Raw genomic sequence first — 24,533 nt, 5'->3', positions numbered from 1 at the left:
GGATCGGATAGCGGATCTTGATGATGACACATCCGAACAGGACCATGAGACCGCTGCGGCGGCTGCGGGCTGCTGCAGCCCGTCCTTCGACCCTGCCGCTAACCAGGGCGGGCGCGGTGGTTGTCGCTGCAGCTCTTGCTCTGTCGGGCTGTCAATCGATCCTGGAACAGGCCTACCAGCCGAACGTGGCTCCCTCCGATTCACCGCAGATCGTCGATGAGGTACAGAAAAACGACCCGCGTGCGCAGATGGGCGCTCGCGAGCACCCGCGCATCGTCGCGAGCTACGGCGGCGAATATCACGACCAGAAAACGGAAAGACTGGTCGCGCGCATCGCTGGCGCGCTGACGGCGGTTTCCGAGAATCCGACGCAGTCCTACCGGATCACCATCCTCAATTCGCCGGCCATCAATGCCTTCGCCCTCCCGGGCGGCTATCTCTACGTTACCCGCGGCCTATTGGCTCTCGCCAACGATGCCTCGGAAGTTGCAGCCGTGCTGTCTCACGAGATGGCGCATGTCACCGCCAATCATGGGATTGAGCGGCAGAAACGGGAAGAGGCCGAGGTAATCGCCAGCCGGGTCGTGGCGGAGGTTCTGTCCAGTGACCTCGCCGGTAAGCAGGCGCTCGCCCGCGGCAAGCTCCGTCTTGCGGCCTTCTCACGGCAGCAGGAACTGCAGGCGGACGTCATCGGCATCCGCATGCTGGGCGAAGCCGGCTACGATCCCTATGCTGCTCCGCGATTCCTGGATTCTATGGCAGCGTACGCTCGCTTCTCTTCCGTCGATCCCGACACGGACCAAAGCCTGGACTTCCTGTCCAGCCATCCTAATGCGCCGCAACGCGTCGAGCTTGCGCGACGGCATGCACGTGCACAAGGGATCGAAGGCAAAGTCGGCGATCGCGGAAGGGAGTACTATCTGGCCGGCATCGACGGCCTGCTTTACGGCGACAGCCCCGAGGAAGGCTTCGTCAGGGGCCAGACCTTTCTGCACGGAAAACTGGGCATCCGGTTTGACGTTCCGGCCGACTTCCGCATCGACAATAAGGTCGATGCCGTCCTTGCTACCGGGCCGGAAGATACGGCCATCCGTTTCGATGGCGTGGATGCCGGCGATACCGACAGCCTCACCAACTACCTGACTAGCGGCTGGGTGGCGGGCCTGAAGCCGGAGACAGTGCAGGAGACGACGGTAAATGGTCTTTCCGCTGCGACGGCGCGCGCAACGGCAGAGCGCTGGGACTTCGATGTGACAGTGGTTCGCCTGAACAACCAGATCTTCCGGTTCCTGACGGCTGTGCCGAAAGGCAGCCCGCGCCTTGAACAGGTTTCAACAGTGCTGAAGACGAGCTTCCGCAAAATGACGCCGCAGGAGATCGCCTCGCTGAAGCCGCTGCGCGTGCGCGTTATCACCGTCGGACCGAGAGATTCTCTCGCGACGATGGCAGCACGCATGATGGGCACGGATCGCAAGCTTGACCTCTTCAAGCTGATCAACGCCATGCCCGCCGGCGCTTCGCTTGCGCCGGGTCAACGGGTGAAGATCATCTCGGAATGAGGCTCAACAGACCGCCGCCATCTGCGGGTTGGCAGACACAAGCGCCGACTTGAGCTTCTCGATTGCGCGGCTTTCGATCTGCCGCACGCGCTCCTTTGAAATGCCAAGCTCGGCGCCGAGCGCTTCCAGCGTTGCGCCGTCGTCGGTGAGGCGTCTTGCGCGGATGATCTTCTTTTCGCGGTCATTGAGCTTCGTCAGCGCGCCCTGCAACCAGCGCAGGCGCCGCTCGCCGTCGATCATGCCCGATACCTGTTCATCCGGCAGTGGCTCGCCGCTCGCCAGAAGATCAAGGCGCTCTCCGCTGTCGGCGTCGCCGGCGATGGTCGGCGCCTGAAGGGAAGCGTCGTTCCCCGAAAGACGAGCGTCCATAGTCTGAACATCAGCGACGCTTACTCCGAGCGCGGCGGCAATCTCTTCATGAATGGCCCGCGACGTCAGGTTGCTGTCGCCGCGCGCGAGCTTGGCGCGCAGACGCCGAAGGTTGAAGAACAGCGCCTTCTGGGCCGAGCTCGTGCCCCCACGCACAATCGACCAATTGCGCAGGATGTAGTCCTGCATAGAGGCACGGATCCACCAGCTGGCATAGGTTGAGAACCGCACGTCCCGCGCCGGTTCAAATCTTGCCGCCGCCTCGAGCAGCCCCACATAGCCTTCTTGTACGAGGTCGCTCATCGGCAGTCCGAAACCACGAAACTTGGATGCCATGGCGATAACAAGACGCATATGCGCGAGCGCAATCTGGTTGCGCGCGTCCTGGTCCTGGTCATCTTTCCAGCGGACGGCGAGATTCCGCTCCTCCTCACGGGCGAGATACGGAGCAGACATGGCGATCTTGATCATATTGCGGTCCGCTGACATGGCTTTCATCGTCTTCTCCGTTAGGTTTGGCAAACTGGCAAAGTGAACGCGATGCTCATGCGTCCCACTGATGCAGCAGACGCGATGCAGATCGTGAGACTTGCCTCCCTGTTTCGTTCCCCGAGCCCTTGCCGATCGCAAGTTGCCCTCTAGTTCCATTGAAACCTGCCGAACCATGCCCTTTGATCAGGTCATAGGTTCGCCGTTCCGGCGGGTTAACGTTGGGCGGAGAAAAAGGTTCCAAAGAAAAACCCGGCGCGATGGCCGGGTTTTTGGAGAGGAAAGGAATGGAAGTCGCTTACGCGGCCTCGTCCTGCGCATCGTCTTCTTCAACGGCCTTGCCGCGCTTAGGACCTTTGGCAAGGTTGGTCTCGACCAGCCGAACGGCTTCCGTGTCGGACATCTTGTTCACTGCAGCGATTTCGCGCGCCATCCGATCGAGAGCAGCTTCATAAAGCTGGCGCTCGGAATAGGATTGCTCAGGCTGATTTTCTGCGCGGTACAGGTCGCGCACGACCTCTGCGATAGAGATGAGGTCGCCAGAATTGATCTTCGCATCATATTCTTGGGCGCGACGGGACCACATGGTGCGCTTCACGCGCGCCTTGCCCTGGACCACTTTAAGAGCACGCTCGACGAAATCCGTCTCGGAAAGCTTGCGCATGCCGATGCTGACGGCCTTGCCGACAGGCACCTTAAGCCGCATCTTATCCTTCTCGAAATCGATCACGAAGAGTTCGAGCTTCATGCCCGCCACTTCCTGCTCTTCGATGGCCGTGATCATTCCGACGCCATGGGCCGGATACACGATCGCTTCGCCGGTCTTGAAGCCCTGGCGCGCCGAAGATTTTTTCTGCTGGGTCGTCATTCGTTTCACAAACTCCCTGTTACGCACCCGGTAAGACCGGGGCCGGGTCAGGCAGGCCCGGATGAGACGGGGGAAACCGTCGGGTCACTCGATACTGGTCCGACTAACGTGCGCGAAAAAACAACTCCATCGCGGGGGCGACGACACATGATCATATGATGTCACGGAAACCGCGTATGGGTGATCTGTTGCTTTCGTGATGTTTTTTGGGCACGCGAGTGCCGCCTTGTGGAACAGTCTCTCCTGTCTACCACAAAAAAGTGCCGAAATCAATAATTTGCTTTTGCATGTGGCAAATCGGCACAAGTGCCAATCCGCTCAAACAAACAGCACATGGCTTTGTTCCGCCGCTTTGCTCCGCAGCTCGAGGCGCTCGTCAGTCTCCCTTGCCCGGCTCCGCGGAAAAGAACTGGTCGAACTTGTCGGCCACGCCGTCCATTTCCTTCGCCTCCGGGAGAGGTTCCTTCTTGACGGTAATATTCGGCCAGATCTGCGCATAGTCGGCGTTGACCTTCAGCCACTTGTCGAGCCCCGGCTCCGTATCAGGCTTAATCGCCTCCGCTGGGCATTCCGGCTCGCAGACGCCGCAGTCGATGCATTCGTCCGGATGAATGACGAGGAAGTTCTCGCCTTCATAGAAGCAGTCAACGGGGCAGACTTCCACGCAGTCCGTGTACTTGCATCGAACACAGTTGTCGGTAACGACGTAGGTCATGCGGCACTCCAGAGATCACGATCAGGCCGGCTCAGGCGCGGGAGGAGACGAAGGGCCGGCAGGGGCTCGCGACAGAATCCTTGGACCGACACCGCCCCTGTTTTGACCGTGACGTAAAACCTTTCCCGGCGCTTAGCAAGGACAAAGCTTCTACGGTAACGCCTCTATCGGAAGCAATATTCCTCAGTGACGCACCTGTTGATCTTGGGTGAGCTCTGGCCACCCCACAAGGGGCCACGCTCTAAGGACGGATGCTACGTTGGGCGCGTTCGAATAGCGTCAGCCGCTTCGGCTCGCCGTTCTGAGGAAGTTCCTCATAGAGAAGCCTTGCCTCGTTCGGCGGCCCGCGCCGCGATCCACACACCCGCACAACGAGATCCACGTCCCGATGCTCCAGACGCAACTCGATTCGGTCTCCAGGGCGCACAAGCTGGCTCGAATGAAGAACGGGCTTTGCATTGGCCGTGACGCCACCGGCTGCGATAAGCGCCTGCGCGAGCGAGCGTGACTTGATCAGCCGGGCAAAGAAAAGCCACTTGTCGATCCGTTGCTGCGATCCGCCCTGTGGCTGCTCATCGGCCATGGCCTTACTTCTTCATCTGCTCCTTGAGGGCGGCGAGCTTCGCAAAGGGTGAATCCGGATCGACCGGCTTCTCCTTGCGAGGCGGCTTGGACTCGAATCGTGCTGACTGCGGCGGTTTGCCGCGGTCCTGCCGCTCACTCCTGTCGCCACGGCCTGACCGCTCCGGCTTGCCATCCTGTCGGCGGTTCTCACGGTTCGGACGACCACCCTGACGTGGACCGCGTTCACCCTCTCCACGGCCTTCGCCGCGGGGCCCGGGACGCCGTTCACCCTGTTGAGGCCGACCGCTGCGCTGATTTTCATTGCGTCCACCTGGGCGCCACAGGAGAACCGGCTTCGGCGCTTCCGTTTCAGCAGCCTCAGTGGGCGCTTCACCGGATGCCCCCTTGCCTTCCGCGGCAGCCACCTCAGTGCCTTCACTGGCTTCAGCGTCAGCTTGGGCCGCTGTGTCGTTATCACTCAGGGCCTCGGCAGACTCTGCCGCCGGCTCGGCAACTGCCGCCTCAGATGCCTGCGCATCTTGTGCCGCATCGGCCTTTGTCTCCGCCGGCTCCTGCGCTGACAGGAAAGCAGCCGCTTCTTCCGCAGTAACTTCGTCGGCACGATACCCGAGACCCTTCAGGATCTCCTCCATGTCGTCGGGCGTTGCACCAAGGATTGAGAGCATTGACGTTGTCGCGGTGAAGCGACGTCCGTCGTAGGCGCCCTCCGGACGCGGCGTGGTGCCTGGCTTCCACTGCAGAAGCGGACGGATCAGATCGGCGAGACGCTCGAGGATATCGATGCGGACAGCGCGCTTGCCGAGGAAACGGAAGCCTGCGAGCTTGTAGAACATCCGCTCGAAGCCTGGATCGGCAACGACCGAGGTGCGACCCGCGGCAAGCGCAGGGATGAGTTCACCGTAACCTGGCTTGTCGAGGCCGTCGTTCTTCAGCGCCCAGAGCAGCGTGATGAGTTCCGCCGGAGCGGGCTTCAGCAGCGCCGGCATGAAGATGTGGTAGGCGCCGAAACGAATGCCGTAGCGGCGCATCGAGGCGCGCCCGTCCTGGTCCAACGACTTCACATCCTCGGCGACGTCGCGACGGAACAGCACGCCGAGATTCTCGACCAGCTGGAAGGCCAGTCCCTTGGCAAGCCCCTGAAGGTCCTCTGCGCGGGAAAGATCGTCGAGCGGCTTCAATGCTGTCGCGATGTGATGGTTCACGAAGCGCTCGATGCGGGCAACCACATGCTCACGAGCATTGCCGGTGAGTTGATCGTCGGCCAGCAGGATTACACGCGGACGCATGACGTGGTCGCTCGCGGCAAGCCGCGCGACCGGATCGCCCAGCCAGCGAACGAAGCCATCCGACCCGATCGAAAGATCGCCGTTGCCGGAGGCGTATAGGCGTGCCGCACGGGCTTCGAACTCGAGCGCCAGAGCCTTTTGTGCCGCACCTTGGACAGCCTTCGCATCTGGCCCTTCGGCACCGGCGATCGGCGTGAACCGGAATCCGGCCAATTGCCCGACGTGATGGCCTTCCACGAAGACATCACCATTCACACTGATTTCAGCTTCCAGCATCGCATTCTCTCTCAGGCGCTTCATGAGCACAGATGTCCTGCGGTCAACGAACCGTTTCGTCAACCTTTCATGTAAGGCGTCGGACAGCCTGTCCTCAATTTCTCTTGTCTTTTCCTGCCAGTGTGTCGGATCGGCAAGCCAGCCGGGACGGTTCGACACATAGGTCCAGGTACGGATCTGGGCGATCCGCGCCGAAAGCGTGTCGATCTCGCCATCCGTCCGATCCGCCCGCCGAACCTGCTCGGCCATGAATTGTTCGTTTACCGTACCGAAGCGGACCAGATCGGAAAAAAGCGTCGAAATCAGGTCCGCATGCTGAGCAGGCGCGATGCGGCGATAGTCGGGGAGGGCACAGGCCTCCCACAGCTTCTCCACCCGGTCTGGCGTCGTCGCCGTGTCGATGATCTCCGGATAGCGGGAAAGGTAGTCCAGCGCCTGGCTGTCGGTGGCAGGAAGTGCGCGAGTAAGGCCCGTCACCGTCGGCGCCACATCGAGGCTCGCACGCAGATCGCGGATCGAGGAGAAGTCCAGGGCCTTCGACCGCCACTGCAGCACCTTCACCTCGTCAAACTCATGGGTCTCGATGCGCTCCACCAGTTCTTCGTCGAGCGGCTGGACCTGTCCCGTGACCCCAAAGGTCCCGTCCCGAACGTGACGACCGGCGCGCCCTGCTATCTGTCCCATCTCCGCCGGCGTCAGGTTGCGGAACTGGAAGCCGTCAAACTTACGGTCCTGCGCGAAGGCGACGTGGTCGACGTCGAGGTTCAGGCCCATGCCGATCGCATCGGTCGCGACCAGATATTCGACGTCGCCTTCCTGGTAGAGCCCGACCTGCGCATTGCGTGTTCGGGGGCTGAGTGCGCCTAGCACCACCGCGGCACCGCCGCGCTGGCGGCGGATCAGTTCGGCAATGGCGTAGACTTCGTCGGCCGAAAACGCGACGATCGCCGTGCGCTGCGGTAGGCGCGTAATCTTCTTCTGGCCTGCATAGAAGAGCTGCGACATGCGCGGCCGCTCGATGACGTTGATGCCAGGCAGCAGCCTTTCCAGGATCCTCCGCATGGTACCGGCGCCCAGCAGCAGCGTTTCTTCGCGTCCACGCAGATGCATGATACGGTCGGTGAAGATATGGCCGCGCTCAAGATCGGCTGCGAGCTGCACTTCGTCGATGGCGACGAAGGCAGCCTTGGTTTCCCGCGGCATGGCCTCGACGGTACAGACCGAAAAGCGTGCGCCGGGCGGTGTGATCTTCTCTTCACCTGTGATCAGAGCAACCGCTGACGCTCCCACCCTTTCGGCGACGCGGGTGTACACCTCGCGAGCAAGGAGCCGCAGTGGTAAACCGATCACGCCGCTGCCATGCGCCACCATCCGTTCGATGGCATAGTGCGTCTTGCCGGTATTGGTGGGTCCGAGCACGGCGGTGACGCCGCGCCCGCTAAGCATCATGGGCTGAAAGTTCAAAACGGGGTCCGTATCACAAACATCTGGCGCCCCCTGCCGCCTGAGCAGATCGCCATGGGCGAGAGATGGCGATCTGGCGGCGCCTTGGCAAGTGAGGCTATCGATTCTCCTCAAGGATTGCACGATCTATTCCGCGCGTTAGAACAAAGCGGAACGAATCGGCGACGAATCGCTGACTCTGGCGAGTCTGCCTTTGTTCTCCCAATCAAGCGGATAGCTAGGGCCACTTCCACAAACTTACCAGCTCCTACGAACTCCCCCAAGTCTGATCCATATTGCCGCCTTGGAACAAAACGGTAGAAGATGCGTTTGTTCCCGCATCCTGAAGAACAGGGATCGGAGAAAGTACGACATGCTCGGAACGGTGTTGCTGGTGATCCTCATCCTGCTTCTGATCGGCGCGCTGCCGAACTGGGGCTACAGCCGCGGCTGGGGTTATGGACCATCTGGAGGGCTCGGACTGGTCCTCGTCATCGTGATCGTCCTCCTGCTCATGGGCAGGATCTAAGTAAAGCGTTCATCAAAACGGGAAGGAAAACCATCATGAAAAAGATCTTGCTCGCAGGCGCACTCATCGGTTCGCTCGCATCCTGCACCTCCACCGAGCGCGGCACGGCAATTGGCGCCGGTACAGGCGCTGTTATCGGTGGCGTTGCCACGAACAGCTGGGGTGGCGCAGCCGTTGGCGCGGTTGCAGGCGGCGCTGTCGGCGCGCTGGTTGGCGCCTCACAGGAACGTCAGGGCTACTGCGTCTATCGCGACCGCTACGGCCGTACGTACGAAGCACGTTGCCGCTAATCATCAGCTTTCCACTGAAAAAGGCGCCGCTCGACCGGCGCCTTTTTTTCATTTTCAAGGTTCAAGGGCATGGAGCCTAGCAGAAGTACTGGCCGCCATTGGCAGTCAGGGTCGAGCCGGTGATGAAGCCGGAGTCGTCTGACGCCAAAAAGACGACACAGCGGGCAATCTCTTCCGGCTCACCCAAGCGTCCCACGGGAATGTGCGGCAGGATCTTCTCCTTCAACACCGCTTCGGGAATGGCTCGCACCATCTCCGTTGCAATATAGCCGGGGCAGATGGCATTCACCGTGATTTTCTTCGCCGCACCTTCCTGAGCCAACGCCTTGGTGAACCCAAGGTCTCCTGCCTTGGCTGCGGAATAGTTGACCTGTCCCATCTGGCCCTTCTGGCCGTTGATCGACGAGATGTTGATGATGCGCCCAAAGCCCCTTTCCCGCATGCCGCCCCAGACCTGGTGCGTCATGTTGAAAAGGCCGGTAAGATTGGTGCCGATGACCTCGTTCCACTGCTCGGGTGTCATCTTGTGGAACATGCCGTCGCGGGTGATCCCGGCATTGTTGACCAGCACATCGACCGGCCCCAGCTCCTCCGTGACGCGGCTGAGGCCTTCGGAACAAGAGTTGTAGTCCGAAACGTCCCACTTGAAGACCGGGATTCCGGTCTCCTCTCCAAACATCCGAGCTTTTTCCTCGTTGCCGGCGTAGTTGGCTGCAACCCGGTAGCCCGCCGCGCTCAACGCCACACAGATTGCGGCGCCGATGCCTCGCGTGCCGCCCGTCACCAATGCTACTCTGCTCACCGGCCTCCCCTCCTCAGGCATTCCATTGGCCTTCTTCGAGGCCTAAACAGCATTCACCCCCGGACCAAACCGAGTTCACATGGCTTCGAGGCACATGGCGACACCCATGCCGCCACCAATGCACAGCGTTGCCAGACCTTTCTTGGCGCCGCGGCGCTTCATTTCGAAGACGAGCGTATTGAGGATGCGAGCACCGGAGGCGCCAATCGGATGCCCGATGGCAATGGCGCCACCGTTGACGTTGACAATCGCCGGGTCCCAGCCGAGTTCCTTGTTGACCGCACAGGCCTGGGCCGCGAATGCCTCGTTGGCTTCGACGAGATCAAGATCGCTCGCCTTCCAGCCGGCTTTCTCCAGCGCCTTGCGCGATGCGGGAATCGGCCCCGTGCCCATGATCTGCGGATCGACGCCGGCAGTTGCCCAGGAGACTATACGCACGAGCGGCGTAATACCGCGGCGCGATGCCTCCTCCTCCGTCATCAGCACGGCGGCTCCCGCCCCATCGTTGATCCCCGAGGCGTTCCCGGCGGTGACGGTACCTTCCTTGTCGAAGGCAGGGCGCAACTTTGCCATGTTTTCTAACGTGGCGCCGATGCGGATATATTCGTCGGCATCGACCGTCACGTCGCCCTTCCTCGTCTTCACCACGAAAGGCACGATTTCGTCCTTGAACCGGCCGGCAGCCTGCGCCGCTTCCGCCTTGTTCTGTGAGGAGACGGCAAAACCATCCTGCTCGTCGCGCGAAAGCTGCCACTGGCGAGCGATGTTTTCCGCGGTGATGCCCATGTGATAGCCGTAGAAGGCGTCCGTCAGCCCGTCCTTGATCATGGTGTCGATCATCTTCATGTCGCCCATCTTCACGCCGTTGCGCAGATGCGCGCAGTGCGGCGCCATCGACATGGACTCCTGGCCGCCGGCGACGACGATCTTGGCGTCTCTCAGCGCGATCTGCTGCATTCCGAGCGCCACTGCGCGAAGGCCGGAGCCACACAGCTGATTGACACCCCAGGCGGTTGCTTCCTGCGGCACGCCCGCCTTCATCGCCGCCTGCCTTGCCGGGTTCTGCCCCTCCCCTGCGGGCAGGACCTGACCGAGAATGACTTCATCCACCTCTCCCGCCTCGACGTTCGCCCGGTCGAGCGCGCCCTTGACGGCGGCGGCTCCGAGTTCGTGTGCAGGGATGTTGGCGAAGGCACCATTGAATGAGCCGACGGCCGTACGGGCTGCGGCTGCAATAACGATGGATGACTGGCTCACGGGCGGCTTCCTCGTATTTCATTTTATCTTGAAAGACTGACAAAGCTTGAAGGTGAAGTCAAACGCGTCTGACGGTGGAAGAAGACGTAGATCGTGAGCATGTTTGCGCATTTGTTGCGCAGCATCGGTCTACCCCGCGATGCACAAAATGCCATTGTCACTGCCGCGTATTTGAGCATAGAGTCGGTACGGGAGAACCCCGTTCCCAACGAATGGACGGGCGGAGGAGGCAGACATGGCCAAGAATGAAGGCGAAACAGTCATCAAGAAATACGCCAACCGGCGCCTCTACAATACGGGCACGAGCACGTATGTGACGCTGGAAGATCTCGCCAAGATGGTGAAGAAGGGCGAGGAATTCGTCGTCCAGGACGCCAAGACCGGGGAGGACATCACCCACTCCGTGCTGACGCAGATCATCTTCGAGCAGGAATCGAAGACCGGCAACACGCTCCTGCCGATCTCCTTCCTGCGCCAGCTGATCTCCTACTACGGGGACCAGATGCAGATGGTCGTGCCGACCTTCCTGGAGCACTCGATGCAAGCCTTTGCCGAGCAGCAGGTGCAGATGCGCGAGCAGATGACGAAGGCTTTCGGAGATACGCAGCTAACCAAGAACCTGCAGGCGCCGATGCAACTGATGGAGGAGCAGGTGCGGCGCAACACCGAAATGTTCCGGCAGGCTATGCAGATGTTTTCGCCTTTCGGAGCACAAGCCGGCGCACCGACTGCAAAGAAAAGCGATCCCAAGGACCTCGATGAGCTCAAGGAGCAGTTGCGCACCTTGCAGAGCCGCATCGACAATCTCTGAGACGACCAACAGGCAAACAACAAAAAAGGCCGGAAATCCGGCCTTTTTTGTTCATTACTTGACGAAGGCGCTTATGCGCTTTCCTTCGGCGTCAGAACCTGACGACCGCGATACATGCCCGTCTTAAGGTCGATGTGATGCGGACGGCGCAGTTCGCCGGAGTTCTTGTCTTCGACATAGGTCGGGTTCTTCAGAGCGTCAGCCGAACGGCGCATACCGCGTTTGGACGGGCTCGTTTTTCTCTTCGGTACAGCCATTTTCGTTACTCCACTTTCGTGCAAAGGGTCATCCCCGGCGCAATTAGCCGAACTGGACAAGCCTTAATATCGGAAATTTGGGCGGCTTATACATGCTGATCGGGCGCTTGACCAGTCCCTGCAGCAAAAATTCCGCGTGGCGCTAGGCTTCGTCTTCCGGGACGATCCATGTCTCCGCCAGCGCCGCCTCCTGCCACTTCAGCCAGGCCGAGTGGTTCTTGACCGCCGTCATGTAGGCCAGCACTTGCGGCTCCTCCACCAGCTCATAGATCTCGAACCGGTTGACGACCGGCGCGAACATGGCGTCGGCCGCAGAAAACCCTCCGAAGAGAAAGGGGCCGCCAGACCGGTCGAGGCATTCCTTCCAGATCGACGAGATCCGCTCAACGTCCCCGGCTACGCCGTCGAGAAGCTTGATCCGGCCCTTTGACCGGCGCATGTTCATGGGGCATGCATTGCGTAGCGCGCGGAAGCCGGAGAGCATCTCCATCGAGATCGAGCGGGCGACCGCCCGGTCTTTCGCCGATTCTGGCCACACCGGGTGGTCCGGGAAGATCTCCGCCGCATACTCGATGATCGCAAGCGACTCCCACACACGCAGGTTCCCGTGGTGGAGCACCGGAACGCGGCCAGTCGGCGAGATCTCCTTGAATCGCGGATTGCCTGCCGGAAAGTCGAACGGGATCAGATCTTCTTCGAAAGGGATGCCTGCTGCAGTCATTGCCAGCCACGGTCGGAAAGACCAGGAAGAATAATTTTTGTTACCGATATAGAGCGTCAAACTGTCCATGCACGTCTCCCGTCTTGTGACGATACCGGCATAGCGGCCTTGATGAAGAGCGACCAATGAAAAGGCTGAACGTCAGCCATAAATGCAGGTGATGTATTCGCCCGAGTTTCGTGCCCTTCTCTCCACCACGCGCGCCAGCCGCTGCATGCCGTTGCCCGGCTTGCCGGCGACCCGCGTGATCGGATTGGGCAGGGCAACGGCTAGGAGCGCCGCCTGCCTGCGCGTCAGATCGCTCGCAGAAACGCCGAAATGATACTGGGCGGCCGCCTCCGCGCCATAGATGCCCGGTCCCCATTCGGCCACGTTGAGATAGATCTCCATCGTCCGCCGTTTCAACCAGACGAAATCCGCCGCCATTGCAAGCGGCAGTTCAAGGGCCTTGCGCACAAACGAGCGGCCATTCCAGAGGAACAGGTTCTTCGCGGTCTGCATCGGGATGGTGCTGGCACCACGCGTTGTTTCACCGTCGAGCGCCTCTTCCACCACCACTTTCATTTCACCCCAGTCCACCCCGCCATGGCGGCAGAACTGACCGTCTTCCGACATCATCACCGATTGCACCAGGTTGGGCGAGATGTCATCGAGAGAAACCCATTGGCGCTCATAGCCTCTGAACAGGGCGAGATCCGCCAGCATCAGCGTTGAGACGGGATGAATGACCGGCAGGGTGTAGAGAAGGATCAGCAGGTAGGGCGCGACGAGCAGGGCGAGCGCCAGAAGCACCATGCGGCGGAGGAATCTGGCAACAGGTCCGCGTCTTCCACGGCGCACGGAGGCACTCTCCTCACCAGCGATGTCGTCCCGTTCGGCTTCCACTTTTGCCCTTTCCTCGTCGTCCGCTTCTTAACCGCAGATGCCCATGATGACCAGTGGAGCCGAACAAAAGGTGGGCGCACTCCGAAACCATTGCGCGCGCTTTCGGGCCGTGCCAAACAGCCGCCATGACAGGGCCCATCCACGACTTTGAACACCGCCTGACGGAACGCGCTCGCGCAACCGAGCTGCTGCTTTCCTCTCTTTTGACCGACGAACGCCAGCCGGACGAGATCAGCCGCCCGACAAGCCTGCTGGCCGCCATGCGCCATGGGACGCTCAACGGCGGAAAGCGGCTGCGGCCGTTCCTCGTGCAGGAGAGCGCCGCCATGCTCGGCGGCCCTCCCGAGGCCGCGGCGAGGATCGCTGCTGCACTGGAATGCGTGCATTGTTATTCGCTGATCCACGACGATCTTCCCGCGATGGACGACGACGATGTGCGGCGTGGCAGGCCGACGGTCCACAAGGCCTTTGACGAAGCTTCTGCAATCCTCGCCGGCGACAGCCTGCTCACCTATGCCTTCGACATCATCGCCGCACCGGAAACCGACCTTTCCCACCGGCAGAAGAACGAGCTGGTGCTGGCGCTTGCCCGGGCATCGGGTCTTGGCGGAATGGCAGGCGGCCAGGCGCTTGATCTTGCGGCCGAAACTTCTCCCCCGGATGAAGCAGGTATCCTGACGCTGCAGGCCATGAAGACCGGCGCGCTACTCCGCTTTGCCTGCGAAGTCGGTGCGATTATCGCCAATGCGACGGCGGATGACCGCGCGCGACTGCGGCGGTTCGGCGAGATCATCGGCCTTGCCTTCCAGCTCGCAGACGACCTTCTGGACGTCAAGGCAGATGCCGAGACGATGGGCAAGGCGACTGGCAAGGACGCCGCGCGCGGCAAGGGCACGTTGGTTGCCCTGCACGGCATTGAATGGACAGAAGCGAGACTTGCCGCCCTTGCCAACGAAGCCATGGAAATCCTCGCCCCCTATGGGGAACAGGCAGCCACGCTGGAAGCCACAGCGCTTTTCATCGCCGACAGGAAAAGCTGAACAGGAGCGGCCGTGACGGAGATCTTCGACTACCTCCCGGCCATGTGGCCCGCTTACGTCGCCTATCTCGTCGCCGTGATCAGTCCCGGGCCGGCGATCTTCGCGATCATCGGCACCGCGATGTCACAGGGGCGCAGGGCTGGATTGATCATCGCACTCGGGATCTTTGGCGGCTCGGCCACCTGGGCGACTGCCGCGGCACTCGGCGTGGCAGCCATCCTTCGCCACCACGCCTTCGCACTCGAGATCCTGAAGATCGCGGGCGGGCTTTATCTTCTTTATCTCGGCTGGAAGGCTTTTCGCTCGGCACGCATGAAAGACGCCGATCTTCCGCTGGCGCAAAGGGACGCCACGTCCACGGCTCGCCGACTTCTGCTGCGGGGATATGCGATCCATGTCACGAACCCGAAGGCGATCTTCGCGTGGTTGGCGATTATTTCACTGGGACTTCCGGAGGCGGCACCTGCGTCTGCCATTGCGGCCATCATTGGCCTGTGCCTGACGTCGGGGCTGCTGATCTTTTCGGGCTACGCGCTTCTCTTCTCGGCGCCACGCGCGCTCCGCATTTACCAGTTTGCCCGCCGGCGGATCGAAGGCGCGATGTCCGCCTTTTACTGCTTTGCCGGCCTCAAGCTCCTGACGAGCCGCCTCTGAGACGGCCCGTCAGGTCCTGGATCACTGCGAGATCGGCGCGATCATAACTTCGACGCGGCGGTTCTGCGCCCGGCCTTCTGGCGTCGCATTGGATGCGATCGGCTGCGACGGGCCGAAGCCGAGCGTCGACATGCGGCGCTGATCGACGCCGCGGCTTGCCAGATAGTTGGCGACAGACGCCGCGCGACGTTCGGAGAGACCTTGATTGTGTGCAAGGCTTCCGGTGGAATCCGTGTGGCCGTTCACGTCGATGAGCGTCTTGTTGAACTTGTTCAGCACGATCGCAACGGAATCGAGAGTCGGGTAGAACGGCGGGATCACCTGATCTTGGTCCGTTGCGAAGGTCACGTTGGACGGCATGTTGAGCACGATCCGGTCACCCACGCGGGTAACGGAAACGCCGGTTCCCTGCAGTTGCGCCCGAAGCTCAGCTTCCTGCTGGTCCATGTAGTTGCCGATCGCACCGCCGGCCAGGCCGCCGATGGCAGCGCCGATCAGCGCGTTGCGACCCTTGTCGCCGCCGCCGATGACAAGACCACCCAGAGCACCGAGGCCGGCACCGATCGCAGCGCCTCCGGCAGTGTTGGAAACCTTCTGCTGGCCCGTGTAAGGGTCGGTGGTGGTGCAGGCGGAAAGATAGGTTGCGGCAAGCGCAACGAGTGCGAATCTCTTGATCATGCGAATCGAAGTCCCCGTCGTCATTGATGGACGGTCATTTACCATAAAATGCGGCAATACAGGGACGGATTGCGCTCATTCCGCTGCGCTGCGCTGGCCGAAGCGCTGCTCGATGTAATCGATCACCAGCTTCTCGAAATCCGAGGCAATATCGGGACCACGCAGGGTCATCGCCTTCTTGCCGTCGATGAAGACGGGAGCAGCAGGCGTTTCGCCGGTACCGGGCAAGGAGATGCCGATATCTGCATGTTTGCTCTCACCGGGACCGTTGACGATGCAGCCCATCACCGCGACGTTCAGCGCCTCGACGCCGGGATATTTTTCGCGCCAGACGGACATGTTCTTGCGCAGGTCGTCCTGGATCCGCTGGGCGAGTTCCTGGAAGACGGTGGAGGTCGTGCGCCCGCAGCCGGGGCAGGCAGCGACCACCGGCACGAACTGCCGGAAGCCCATGACCTGAAGCAGTTCCTGCGCCACCTGCACCTCGCGGGTGCGGTCGCCGTTTGGTTCCGGTGTCAGCGACACCCGGATTGTGTCGCCGATGCCGTGCTGCAGGACGTATCCCATGGCAGCCGACGAGGCGACGATGCCCTTGGACCCCATGCCTGCTTCCGTCAGCCCCAGATGTAGGGCGTGGTTGGAGCGTTCGGCGAGCATGGAGTAGACCGCGATTAGGTCCTGCACCTGGCTGACCTTCGCCGACAGGATGATGCGGTTGCGCGGCAGGCCGATGTTCTCCGCAAGTTCGGCAGAGATCAGCGCCGACTGCACGATCGCCTCGTGCATGACCTGGCGCGCAGACATCGGCGAGCTTTCGGCGGCATTGCGATCCATCAGCGTCGTCAGCAAATCCTGGTCGAGCGAGCCCCAGTTGACGCCGATGCGCACCGGCTTGTCGTAGCGGATCGCCATCTCGATGATGTCGGCGAATTGCTTGTCCTTCTTGTCCTTGAACCCGACATTGCCCGGGTTGATGCGGTACTTCGCAAGCGCTTCGGCACAGGCCGGATGATCGGAAAGTAGCTTATGGCCGATATAGTGGAAGTCGCCGACCAGCGGCACGTCCATGCCGAGCCGCAACAGGCGCTCGCGGATCTTCGGCACCGCTGCCGCACTCTCGTCGCGATCGACTGTGATGCGGACGATCTCAGAGCCGGCCTTGTAGAGCGCCGCCACCTGCGCCACCGTCGCATCGATGTCAGCCGTATCCGTATTCGTCATCGACTGCACGACGACGGGGGCACCGCCGCCGACGATGACGCCGCCGACATCGACGGCCACCGTTGCCCGGCGCGGCTTCGGATCATATTCAAGCGGTGTGGACATGGAGCTCTCGCAGCTGAAAACCTGTCTTCAGGTGGATGATGACCTTGCCAATGTCAACCTTACGCCGCTTCACATCGGCGAGCCTTGCAGGTTAGTCGTGCCGAACGCCGTCCGCGTGCCGCGCCAACGGCGACAACACCAGCACGGCCAGATGCAACACCGATAGCGCGGCAAAGATCAGCGCAAGGCCGCTATACTCGGCGATGAAGCCGATGGCCGACGGAGCGAGCAGGATGCCCGAATAGCCCATGGTGGTCACGACGGAGAGCCCCACGCCCGGCCGAAGACCCGGCAGGTTTCCGGCAGCCGAAAAGACGATCGGCACGAGGTTCGAGATGCCGATCCCAGCAAGGGCAAAGCCGAGGATCGCCATGATATCACTCGACGCGAACCCTACCGTCAGGAGACCCGTGACGGAGATGACTGCGCAGACACGCAGAGTTTTGACGGCGCCGAATCGGTCTCGCACCAGATCACCGGCAAAGCGCATAACCGCCATAGTGAGCGAGAATGCCGCGAAGGCGAAACCGGACGCGGTGACGGAGGCGCCGAGTTCCTGGCGGAGATAGAGCGCGCTCCAATCGATCACAGCCCCTTCCGGGATCATGCAGAACAGAGCCATCACCCCGATCAGCCAAGGAACCGCTGTCCGCGGCAGCCGCGACCGCTCGTGCACCTCTTCCGGATGGGGCGCATCGCGCAGGACCATTGGCCAGGCGAATGCCAACATCAAAGCAGCAAGGACGGTCACCAGGATGGCATGTCCAGAGACACCCATCCGCTCGATCAGAAAGCCGCCGCTCGCCGCACCCAACAGGCCGCCGAGGCTCCAGAAGGCATGGCAGGACGACATGATAGCCCGGCGCATGTGCTTCTCTATCGCAACCGCATTGGCATTCATGGCAACATCCATGGCACCGATCAGGCCACCGAAGAGAAAGATCGCGATGGCCGCGGACCAGATGCTCCCAACCCAGGTCAGCAGAAGCAGCGTCGGGACGGCGAGGACGGCCGCAACCCGGGAAACGGCGCTGGAGCCGAAGCGAGCGATCTGGCTGCCGGCGATCGGCATCATGACGAGCGATCCTAGACCAAATACCAGGATCATAATGCCGAGCGCACTTTCCGTGAGCTCCAGACGGCTCGCGAACTCCGGGATCTTCGGCGCCCATGCGCCGACGAAAAAACCGTTCATCAGAAACAGCAGCGCAACCGCCGCACGCTCGCGCGTGACCATCGAAGCTTTCGGAGCAGCCGCCGGCCGTTGGGACATGTCCATTTCTGCATCCTCGTTGATGGGGGCGAGAATTAATTCAATCGATTAAAATGGCAAGCCGCACCCGAAGGTGCGGCGTCACGATTTGTTATAGCGCCGTTTGCGACGTGAATTTGGCTATTCGGAAAAGACTACAAGGAGATCCTTTGCATCGATCTGATCGCCAGCGGCGACAAGCACCTCCGCCACCCCGCCGTCACGCTCGGCGTGAAGGGCCGTCTCCATCTTCATCGCCTCGATCGACAGCAGGACATCGCCAGCCTTGACCGGCTGCCCTGCAGCGACGGCAACGGTGGAAATGACACCCGGCATCGGCGCACCGAGATGGTTGACATTACCAAGATCCGCCTTGCGCCGCACCGCAGCGCCCCCAGCTCCGTGCGCGCGATCCGCCACCTTGATGCGGCGCGGCTGGCCGTTGAGCTCGAAGAAGACGGTCACCATGCCCTTTTGGTCGGTTCCGCTGGTGGCCTGATTGACAATGACGAGCGTCTTCCCCTGCTCAATGTCGGCGAACAGCTCTTCGCCATCCGCAAGGCCATAGAAGTAGGCGTGCGTGGGGAGGACGGAGACCGGACCATAGGTGTCGATCGCCTGCGCGAAATCCGTGAAGACCTTCGGGTACATCAGATAAGACGCGAACTCAAAATCGGTGACCGATCGCTCAAGTTTCGCTTCGATCGCCTGGCGTTCCGCATCGAGATCAGCCTCCGGCAGCAAGGCGCCCGGGCGATCGGTGTAGGGCTTCTCGCCTTTCAGCGCCTTCTTCTGCAGCGCCTCCGGCCAGCCACCGGGTGGCTGGCCCAGATCGCCCTTCAGCATCGAGACGACGGAATCAGGAAAGGCGATGTCCTTCTCCGGGTTCTCCACATCAGCGACGGTCAGGTCCTGGCTCACCATCATCAGTGCCATGTCGCCGACGACCTTGGAGGAAGGGGTGACCTTGACGATATCGCCGAACATCTGGTTGGCATCGGCATAGGTCTGCGCCACCCGGTGCCAGCGGTTCTCAAGCCCCAGGGAACGCGCCTGCTCCTTGAGATTGGTGAACTGGCCACCCGGCATTTCGTGGAGATACACTTCCGATGCCGGCCCCTTCAGGTCGCTCTCGAAGGCGGCGTACTGATTGCGCACCGCTTCCCAATAGAAGGAGATGCGGCGGATCCACTCGGGATCCAGCCCCGGATTTCGCTCAGAGCCTGTCAGCGCCTCGACGATCGAGCCGAGGCATGGCTGCGACGTGGTCCCGGAGAAGGCGTCCATCGCGGCATCGACAATATCCACTCCCGCGTCGACCGCGGCAAGAACGGTAGCGGCTGATATGCCGGAGGTGTCGTGGGTGTGGAAATGGATCGGGAGATCGGTCGCTTCACGCAGCGCCTTGAACAAGACGCGAGCCGCAGCGGGTTTCAGCAGGCCCGCCATGTCCTTCACGGCAATGATATGCGCCCCTACCCGCTCCAGCTCTTCCGCCAGCGAGACATAATACTTGAGGTCGTATTTCGGTCGCGCGCTATTGAGGAGATCGCCGGTGTAGCAGATCGCCGCCTCGCAGATCCGGTTCTCCTCCTGCACGGCATCCATCGAGACCCGCATGTTTTCGACCCAGTTGAGGCAGTCGAAGACGCGGAAGACGTCAATGCCGCCGCGTGCCGCCTGACGGACGAAGTACTTCACCACGTTGTCGGGATAGTTCTTGTAGCCGACGCCGTTCGCCCCCCGCAGCAGCATCTGCAGCAGCAGGTTCGGGGCGCCCTCGCGCACCAGCGCAAGCCGCTCCCAGGGATCTTCCATCAGGAAGCGCATGGAGACATCGAATGTGGCGCCACCCCAGCATTCCAGCGAGAACAGGTTCGGCAGGGCACGAGCATAGACGCCGGCAATTCGCGCGATGTCATGAGTACGCATCCGAGTTGCAAGCAGTGACTGATGGCCGTCGCGCATCGTTGTATCGGTCATTAGCACACGGCTTTCGCCGCGGATCCATTCGGCGAACTTGCGTGCCCCAAGCTGATCGAGCATCTGCTTTGTCCCGTCTGGCACGGGACCATTGATGTAAGGGACGACCGGCTTGGCAGCCTGCGGCGAGGGAAGCGGCCTTCCCTTCACCTCCGGATGACCGTTGACGCTGACATCGGCGAGATAGGTAAGAAGCTTGGTCGCCCGGTCCTGACGCTTCACCTGGGTGAAGAGCTCCGGCGTCGTGTCGATGAACTTGGTGGTGTAGGAATTGTCGCGGAACATCGGGTGCCCGATGATCGCCTCGAGGAAGGTGAGATTGGTCGCAACGCCACGGATGCGGAACTCGCGCAGCGCGCGGTCCATGCGGCTGATCGCTTCCTGCGGCGTGCTGCCGGAGGCCGTCACCTTGACCAGCAAGGGATCGTAGTAGCGGGTAATGATCGCGCCGGTATAGGCCGTGCCGCCGTCCAGGCGAATGCCGAAGCCGGCGGCCGAGCGATAGGCAGTGATGCGGCCGTAGTCAGGAATGAAGTTCTGCTCCGGGTCCTCCGTGGTGATTCGGCATTGCAGGGCATGGCCGTTGAGGCGGATGTCCTCCTGCCGCGGCACAACGGCTTCAGCCGTGCCGATCGCGGCACCCTCAAGAATATGAATCTGCGCCTTCACGATGTCGATTCCGGTGACGACTTCGGTCACCGTGTGCTCGACCTGGATGCGCGGATTGACCTCGATGAAGTAGAACCTGCCGGTGTCTGCATCCATCAGATATTCGACGGTGCCGGCACCAACATAGTTGGTTGCCCTTGCGATCTTCAGCGAATACTCTGCTAGTTCCTGACGCTGGCCTTCGCTAAGATACGGGGCAGGAGCGCGTTCCACGACCTTCTGGTTGCGCCGCTGGATCGAGCAGTCGCGCTCGAACAGGTGAACGACGTTGCCGTGCGTATCGCCAAGGATTTGGCTTTCCACGTGCCGGGCCCGCTCGACGAGCTTTTCAAGGTAGACTTCGTCCTTGCCGAAGGCCGCCTTCGCCTCGCGCTTCGCCTCCGTCACTTCCTTGGCAAGATCGGCCTCCGAGCGGATGACGCGCATGCCGCGACCACCCCCACCCCAGGACGCCTTCAGCATCACCGGGTATCCCACCTCGGCTGCCATTTTGGCGACTTGCCCCATGTCGTCCGGCAAAGGCTCGGTTGCCGGCACCACCGGCACGCCGACGGAGACGGCCAGATTACGCGCAGCCACCTTGTTGCCGAGCTGGCGCATCGTATCTGCGGTTGGGCCGATGAAGTTGATACCTGCATCGTTACAGGCCTCGACAAACTCCGGGCTTTCGGAGAGAAGGCCGTATCCGGGATGAATTGCATCGGCACCGGATAGCTTGGCGACCCGGATGACTTCCGGGATGGAGAGATAGCTCTCAACCGGCCCCAGATCCCGCTCCAAATGAGGTCCCCGCCCGACCTGGTAACTTTCGTCCGCTTTGAAGCGGTGCAGCGACAGCTTGTCCTCTTCCGCCCATATCGCCACCGTTTTGATGCCCAACTCGTTGGCCGCGCGGAACACGCGGATGGCGATTTCGGACCTGTTGGCGACAAGTATCTTCGATATGGGCAAGGTAGATCTCCTCCATCAACCACAGCCGAATGCTGCACTGCAAGGCGAACCTACCGTCTTGGAAGACGAAGTCAATTTCTCCGTCGTTGAACGTGCTGCTTGCAGCTACGAGACAATCCGCGGCGAAAGGCGATCGCAACCACATGCTGCCGGTTCCTTGCCTTCATCTTGTTCTGAAGTCCGTTGATGTACCAGTCGACGGTGTGGTTAGAGATCTTCAACTCGCGCGCGATCTCGTTGGACGTCATTCCTTCCGCAAGATGACTGACCACCTCGATCTCCCGCTTCGTCAGGCGTACCTCGGCTGGGCCGATTTTCTCCAGTTCCGCTGCCAGCCACGAAACTCGAGGTGGCGCCAGAGCGTCCTGCGCGCTGCCGCGTCGAACAAGGCCAGTTCGGACGGCGAAAGGTCCACCGAGCGGCTACTTACCAACAGACTCCCGATGAGGCCAATTCGTCCGTGAACGGGAACGACATATCCATCGGTCATGCCGGTTCGGGCGGCGTCCTGCATCATCCGCTGCATGCGCGTTCTGTGCGGATCGTTGCGTAGCGCAAAGATCCCCTGGCGCAGCCGATAGGGGCGCTGCGCCGAGGCAAGCACCACCTCTTTCTCCGCATGAAGCACCCTCGGCCGGAGAACGAGGCGATAGAAGGCGAAACCGTAATGGCCCAGCAGATCTTCCAACTGACGGGCCAATCCGTCTGCGTCCTTGGTCTCGCCTGCAAGAACCAGCAGTTGAACAATCAGATGAACGCCCACAACTGCCCCCGCCTGCAAATAAAAATCCGCTACCTCCCGGCAGAAGACCTCCCGCCTGGATCGAGAACCTTGCGTTCTTGGTTATCACTAGTTGAGGTTGCATCACTAAATCTTGCCATAGGCACTAAGGTTAAATGCCGGGGGCACGCGGAAGGTGCCGCCTCTCCCAAGCAGGCCGCAGCAGGCAACTTTGCGCCGGTCGCGCCATTGTTTAGCTTGCTTAGATGCCTAGAAGCCGTTGACGAACCTGCAGCCTTGAGGCAGCAGGTTGCAGAAGAAACTAAGAAGGTTCCTCCAGGTGACGCTGTTCCAAGTCTATACAAGAGCCCTCGGCTATCTGTCCGAAAGGCGTTTCCGCGTGGGCGTGGTCGTCGTCGCCAACATCATTCTGGCGGTCATCACCATTGCCGAACCGATTCTGTTCGGTCGTATCATCGACGCAATCTCCTCCGACGGGGACGTTGCCTCGGTGCTGATGCTATGGGCAGGCTTCGGCGTCTTTAACACCGTCGCCTATGTGCTCGTCGCCCGGGAGGCGGATCGTCTGGCGCACGGGCGCCGTGCGTCCCTTCTTACGGAAGCCTTCGGGCGTATCATTTCGATGCCACTTGCCTGGCATCACCAGCGAGGTACATCCAACGCACTTCACACGCTGTTGCGCGCTGCCGAGACGCTCTTCGGCCTATGGCTGGAATTCATGCGCACGCATCTCGCCACGGCCGTCGCACTACTTCTGCTTATCCCCACGGCATTCTCGATGGACGTACGCCTCAGCGCCGTTCTGGTAGCACTGAGCGTTGCCTACTGGTTCATCGGCAAGATGGTGATGAAGAGGACCAAAGAGGGGCAGGCCTCGGTAGAAGGTCACTACCACACCGTCTTCTCACACGTCAGCGATTCGATCAGCAATGTCTCCGTCCTGCACAGCTACAATCGGATCGAGGCGGAGACGCTTGCGCTGAAGAACTACACGAAAAACCTGCTGAAGGTGCAGTATCCTGTGTTGGACTGGTGGGCGCTGGCGAGTGCTCTTAACCGCACCGCCTCCACCGTCTCGCTGCTCGTCATTCTTGTCATCGGCACCATCCTCGTACAGCAGGGTGAACTCAGGGTCGGAGACGTGATCGCCTTCATCGGCTTTGCAAATCTCCTGATCGGTCGCCTCGACCAGATGCGGCAGTTCGTCACGCAAATCTTCGAAGCCCGCGCGAAGCTCGAAGATTTCTACATGCTTGAGGATGCGGTGCAGGAACGCGAAGAACCCGCAGGCATCGCCGAGCTCCAGAACGTCAAGGGGGACGTCGAATTCCGGAATGTGTCCTTCGACTTCGCGACCACGTCACAGGGGGTTCATGACATCTCCTTCCGCGCCGCCGCCGGCGAAACGGTCGCGATCGTTGGGCCCACCGGCGCCGGCAAGACAACGTTGGTGAACCTGCTGCAGCGGGTCTACGACCCAAGAGAGGGTCAGATTCTGGTCGACGCCACGGACATTTCGAAAGTCTCGCGTCGCTCGCTTCGCCACTCCATTGCTACCGTATTCCAAGACGCGGGCCTGTTGAACCGCTCGATCAGCGAGAACATTCGCCTGGGTCGCGAGAATGCTACCGAGGAGGAGATCATCAGCGCAGCAGAGGCCGCCGCTGCCACGGATTTCATTGAAAGCCGGCTGACGGGCTACGACACCACGGTAGGTGATCGCGGCAACCAGCTGTCGGGCGGCGAACGCCAACGCATCGCGATTGCCCGCGCCATCCTGAAGAACGCACCCATCCTCGTGCTTGACGAAGCCACGAGCGCGCTCGACGTGGAAACGGAGGCACGCGTGAAAGCCGCGATCGACCGTCTGCGCCAGAACCGCACAACCTTCATCATTGCGCATCGGCTGTCGACGATCCGCGACGCGGACAAGGTGATCTTCCTCGACAACGGGCGCATCATCGAGATGGGCACATTCGACGAATTGAGCATAAGCGGCGGACGCTTCACCTCGCTGCTGAAGGCAAGCGGCATCCTGCAGGAGGATGATGCACCCACGGACAAGACGCCCGAGGCCGTGTCCGGATGACTTGCGT

Annotated in this window: 21 protein-coding genes and 1 pseudogene; 7 read left to right on the top strand and 15 right to left on the bottom strand. The window is 61.3% G+C overall.

The genetic code is table 11. The annotated features are described in order from the left end of the window. Window positions 1–20: 20 nt before the first annotated feature. Window positions 21–1,559 (top strand): M48 family metalloprotease, encoded by a 1,539-nt coding sequence (locus tag MUU54_RS13895; RefSeq protein ID WP_247244602.1) that lies wholly within the window; start codon window positions 21–23, stop codon window positions 1,557–1,559. A gap of 3 nt (window positions 1,560–1,562) precedes the next feature. Here the strand turns inward: MUU54_RS13895 and MUU54_RS13890 are convergent, their stop codons facing one another. The 5 genes from MUU54_RS13890 to MUU54_RS13870 all read right to left on the bottom strand — a co-directional run bounded on the left by MUU54_RS13890 (window position 1,563) and on the right by MUU54_RS13870 (window position 7,596). Beyond that, window positions 1,563–2,426: an RNA polymerase factor sigma-32 gene (locus tag MUU54_RS13890; RefSeq protein WP_247244601.1), complete on the bottom strand. Its 864-nt coding sequence runs from the start codon at window positions 2,424–2,426 to the stop codon at window positions 1,563–1,565. Between the two features lie 289 nt (window positions 2,427–2,715). After that, window positions 2,716–3,285, bottom strand: a complete 570-nt coding sequence (locus tag MUU54_RS13885; protein ID WP_247244600.1) for a CarD family transcriptional regulator — start codon at window positions 3,283–3,285, stop codon at window positions 2,716–2,718. Window positions 3,286–3,661: 376 nt separating this feature from the next. Then, on the bottom strand, window positions 3,662–4,000 hold the full coding sequence (gene fdxA, locus MUU54_RS13880; protein WP_247244599.1) for a ferredoxin FdxA: 339 nt from the start codon (window positions 3,998–4,000) through the stop codon (window positions 3,662–3,664). A 241-nt stretch (window positions 4,001–4,241) separates the two neighbouring features. Then, complete coding sequence (locus tag MUU54_RS13875) at window positions 4,242–4,583, bottom strand: RNA-binding S4 domain-containing protein (protein WP_247244598.1); 342 nt, start codon at window positions 4,581–4,583, stop codon at window positions 4,242–4,244. Window positions 4,584–4,587: 4 nt separating this feature from the next. Further along, complete coding sequence (locus MUU54_RS13870; RefSeq protein ID WP_247244597.1) at window positions 4,588–7,596, bottom strand: helicase-related protein; 3,009 nt, start codon at window positions 7,594–7,596, stop codon at window positions 4,588–4,590. Window positions 7,597–7,963: 367 nt separating this feature from the next. On the opposite strand from MUU54_RS13870, the gene MUU54_RS13865 reads away from it, so the two are divergent. Both MUU54_RS13865 and MUU54_RS13860 read left to right on the top strand, forming a co-directional pair. Next, window positions 7,964–8,119, top strand: a complete 156-nt coding sequence (locus tag MUU54_RS13865; protein ID WP_247244672.1) for a DUF3309 family protein — start codon at window positions 7,964–7,966, stop codon at window positions 8,117–8,119. Between the two features lie 32 nt (window positions 8,120–8,151). After that, window positions 8,152–8,409 carry a YMGG-like glycine zipper-containing protein gene (locus MUU54_RS13860; protein WP_247244671.1) on the top strand — a complete coding sequence of 86 codons (258 nt, stop codon included), beginning with the start codon at window positions 8,152–8,154 and terminating at the stop codon, window positions 8,407–8,409. A gap of 76 nt (window positions 8,410–8,485) precedes the next feature. On the opposite strand, the gene MUU54_RS13855 is transcribed toward MUU54_RS13860, so the two are convergent. After that, window positions 8,486–9,211: a beta-ketoacyl-ACP reductase gene (locus MUU54_RS13855; RefSeq protein WP_247244596.1), complete on the bottom strand. Its 726-nt coding sequence runs from the start codon at window positions 9,209–9,211 to the stop codon at window positions 8,486–8,488. Between the two features lie 75 nt (window positions 9,212–9,286). Further along, window positions 9,287–10,468: an acetyl-CoA C-acetyltransferase gene (locus tag MUU54_RS13850; protein ID WP_247244595.1), complete on the bottom strand. Its 1,182-nt coding sequence runs from the start codon at window positions 10,466–10,468 to the stop codon at window positions 9,287–9,289. Between the two features lie 235 nt (window positions 10,469–10,703). Between MUU54_RS13850 and phaR the strand changes: the two genes are divergently transcribed. Beyond that, window positions 10,704–11,279, top strand: a complete 576-nt coding sequence (gene phaR, locus MUU54_RS13845; RefSeq protein ID WP_247244594.1) for a polyhydroxyalkanoate synthesis repressor PhaR — start codon at window positions 10,704–10,706, stop codon at window positions 11,277–11,279. A 71-nt stretch (window positions 11,280–11,350) separates the two neighbouring features. Here the strand turns inward: phaR and rpmF are convergent, their stop codons facing one another. The 3 genes from rpmF to mtgA all read right to left on the bottom strand — a co-directional run bounded on the left by rpmF (window position 11,351) and on the right by mtgA (window position 13,052). Further along, window positions 11,351–11,536, bottom strand: a complete 186-nt coding sequence (gene rpmF / locus MUU54_RS13840) for a 50S ribosomal protein L32 (protein ID WP_027487079.1) — start codon at window positions 11,534–11,536, stop codon at window positions 11,351–11,353. A gap of 142 nt (window positions 11,537–11,678) precedes the next feature. After that, window positions 11,679–12,326: a glutathione S-transferase family protein gene (locus tag MUU54_RS13835; RefSeq protein ID WP_247244593.1), complete on the bottom strand. Its 648-nt coding sequence runs from the start codon at window positions 12,324–12,326 to the stop codon at window positions 11,679–11,681. 72 nt (window positions 12,327–12,398) lie between these two features. Further along, window positions 12,399–13,052, bottom strand: a complete 654-nt coding sequence (mtgA, locus tag MUU54_RS13830; RefSeq protein ID WP_247244670.1) for a monofunctional biosynthetic peptidoglycan transglycosylase — start codon at window positions 13,050–13,052, stop codon at window positions 12,399–12,401. 215 nt (window positions 13,053–13,267) lie between these two features. Here mtgA and MUU54_RS13825 point away from each other — a divergent pair, with 215 nt between their 5' ends. Together MUU54_RS13825 and MUU54_RS13820 are read left to right on the top strand one after the other, a co-directional pair. Next, the gene (locus tag MUU54_RS13825) at window positions 13,268–14,182 is read left to right on the top strand and encodes a polyprenyl synthetase family protein (RefSeq protein ID WP_247244592.1); all 915 of its coding nucleotides are present in this window, start codon (window positions 13,268–13,270) and stop codon (window positions 14,180–14,182) included. Window positions 14,183–14,194: 12 nt separating this feature from the next. Beyond that, window positions 14,195–14,836, top strand: a complete 642-nt coding sequence (locus MUU54_RS13820) for a LysE family translocator (protein WP_247244591.1) — start codon at window positions 14,195–14,197, stop codon at window positions 14,834–14,836. Window positions 14,837–14,857: 21 nt separating this feature from the next. Here MUU54_RS13820 and MUU54_RS13815 read toward each other — a convergent pair whose 3' ends face one another. The 5 genes and pseudogenes from MUU54_RS13815 to MUU54_RS24800 form a co-directional block, all read right to left on the bottom strand. Next, complete coding sequence (locus MUU54_RS13815; RefSeq protein ID WP_247244590.1) at window positions 14,858–15,514, bottom strand: YiaD family glycine zipper/OmpA-like lipoprotein; 657 nt, start codon at window positions 15,512–15,514, stop codon at window positions 14,858–14,860. 75 nt (window positions 15,515–15,589) lie between these two features. Continuing rightward, window positions 15,590–16,840 (bottom strand): flavodoxin-dependent (E)-4-hydroxy-3-methylbut-2-enyl-diphosphate synthase, encoded by a 1,251-nt coding sequence (gene ispG, locus MUU54_RS13810; protein ID WP_247244589.1) that lies wholly within the window; start codon window positions 16,838–16,840, stop codon window positions 15,590–15,592. Between the two features lie 91 nt (window positions 16,841–16,931). After that, window positions 16,932–18,119, bottom strand: a complete 1,188-nt coding sequence (locus MUU54_RS13805; protein ID WP_247244588.1) for an MFS transporter — start codon at window positions 18,117–18,119, stop codon at window positions 16,932–16,934. Window positions 18,120–18,233: 114 nt separating this feature from the next. Then, complete coding sequence (gene pyc / locus MUU54_RS13800; RefSeq protein ID WP_247244587.1) at window positions 18,234–21,695, bottom strand: pyruvate carboxylase; 3,462 nt, start codon at window positions 21,693–21,695, stop codon at window positions 18,234–18,236. A gap of 71 nt (window positions 21,696–21,766) precedes the next feature. Beyond that, a pseudogene (locus MUU54_RS24800) lies at window positions 21,767–22,458 on the bottom strand (helix-turn-helix transcriptional regulator). A gap of 298 nt (window positions 22,459–22,756) precedes the next feature. Between MUU54_RS24800 and MUU54_RS13790 the strand changes: the two are divergent. Then, window positions 22,757–24,526: a glucan ABC transporter ATP-binding protein/ permease gene (locus tag MUU54_RS13790; RefSeq protein ID WP_247244586.1), complete on the top strand. Its 1,770-nt coding sequence runs from the start codon at window positions 22,757–22,759 to the stop codon at window positions 24,524–24,526. The last annotated feature ends 7 nt before the right edge of the window (window positions 24,527–24,533 follow it).

The organism is Pseudorhizobium tarimense (genome assembly GCF_022968135.1).
GTDB lineage: Bacteria > Pseudomonadota > Alphaproteobacteria > Rhizobiales > Rhizobiaceae > Neorhizobium > Neorhizobium tarimense.
This window is presented reverse-complemented; position numbering and strand designations above follow the sequence as displayed.

Coding starts and splice junctions, on each gene's coding strand:
- rpmF (WP_027487079.1), bottom strand. CDS start 11,536: ATGGCTGTACCGAAGAGAAAAACGAGCCCGTCCAAACGCGGTATGCGC.
- MUU54_RS13895 (WP_247244602.1), top strand. CDS start 21: ATGATGACACATCCGAACAGGACCATGAGACCGCTGCGGCGGCTGCGG.
- MUU54_RS13825 (WP_247244592.1), top strand. CDS start 13,268: ATGACAGGGCCCATCCACGACTTTGAACACCGCCTGACGGAACGCGCT.
- MUU54_RS13885 (WP_247244600.1), bottom strand. CDS start 3,285: ATGACGACCCAGCAGAAAAAATCTTCGGCGCGCCAGGGCTTCAAGACC.
- MUU54_RS13875 (WP_247244598.1), bottom strand. CDS start 4,583: ATGGCCGATGAGCAGCCACAGGGCGGATCGCAGCAACGGATCGACAAG.
- MUU54_RS13815 (WP_247244590.1), bottom strand. CDS start 15,514: ATGATCAAGAGATTCGCACTCGTTGCGCTTGCCGCAACCTATCTTTCC.
- ispG (WP_247244589.1), bottom strand. CDS start 16,840: ATGTCCACACCGCTTGAATATGATCCGAAGCCGCGCCGGGCAACGGTG.
- fdxA (WP_247244599.1), bottom strand. CDS start 4,000: ATGACCTACGTCGTTACCGACAACTGTGTTCGATGCAAGTACACGGAC.
- phaR (WP_247244594.1), top strand. CDS start 10,704: ATGGCCAAGAATGAAGGCGAAACAGTCATCAAGAAATACGCCAACCGG.
- MUU54_RS13865 (WP_247244672.1), top strand. CDS start 7,964: ATGCTCGGAACGGTGTTGCTGGTGATCCTCATCCTGCTTCTGATCGGC.
- MUU54_RS13890 (WP_247244601.1), bottom strand. CDS start 2,426: ATGAAAGCCATGTCAGCGGACCGCAATATGATCAAGATCGCCATGTCT.
- MUU54_RS13835 (WP_247244593.1), bottom strand. CDS start 12,326: ATGGACAGTTTGACGCTCTATATCGGTAACAAAAATTATTCTTCCTGG.
- mtgA (WP_247244670.1), bottom strand. CDS start 13,052: ATGGTGCTTCTGGCGCTCGCCCTGCTCGTCGCGCCCTACCTGCTGATC.
- MUU54_RS13805 (WP_247244588.1), bottom strand. CDS start 18,119: ATGGACATGTCCCAACGGCCGGCGGCTGCTCCGAAAGCTTCGATGGTC.
- MUU54_RS13870 (WP_247244597.1), bottom strand. CDS start 7,596: ATGATGCTTAGCGGGCGCGGCGTCACCGCCGTGCTCGGACCCACCAAT.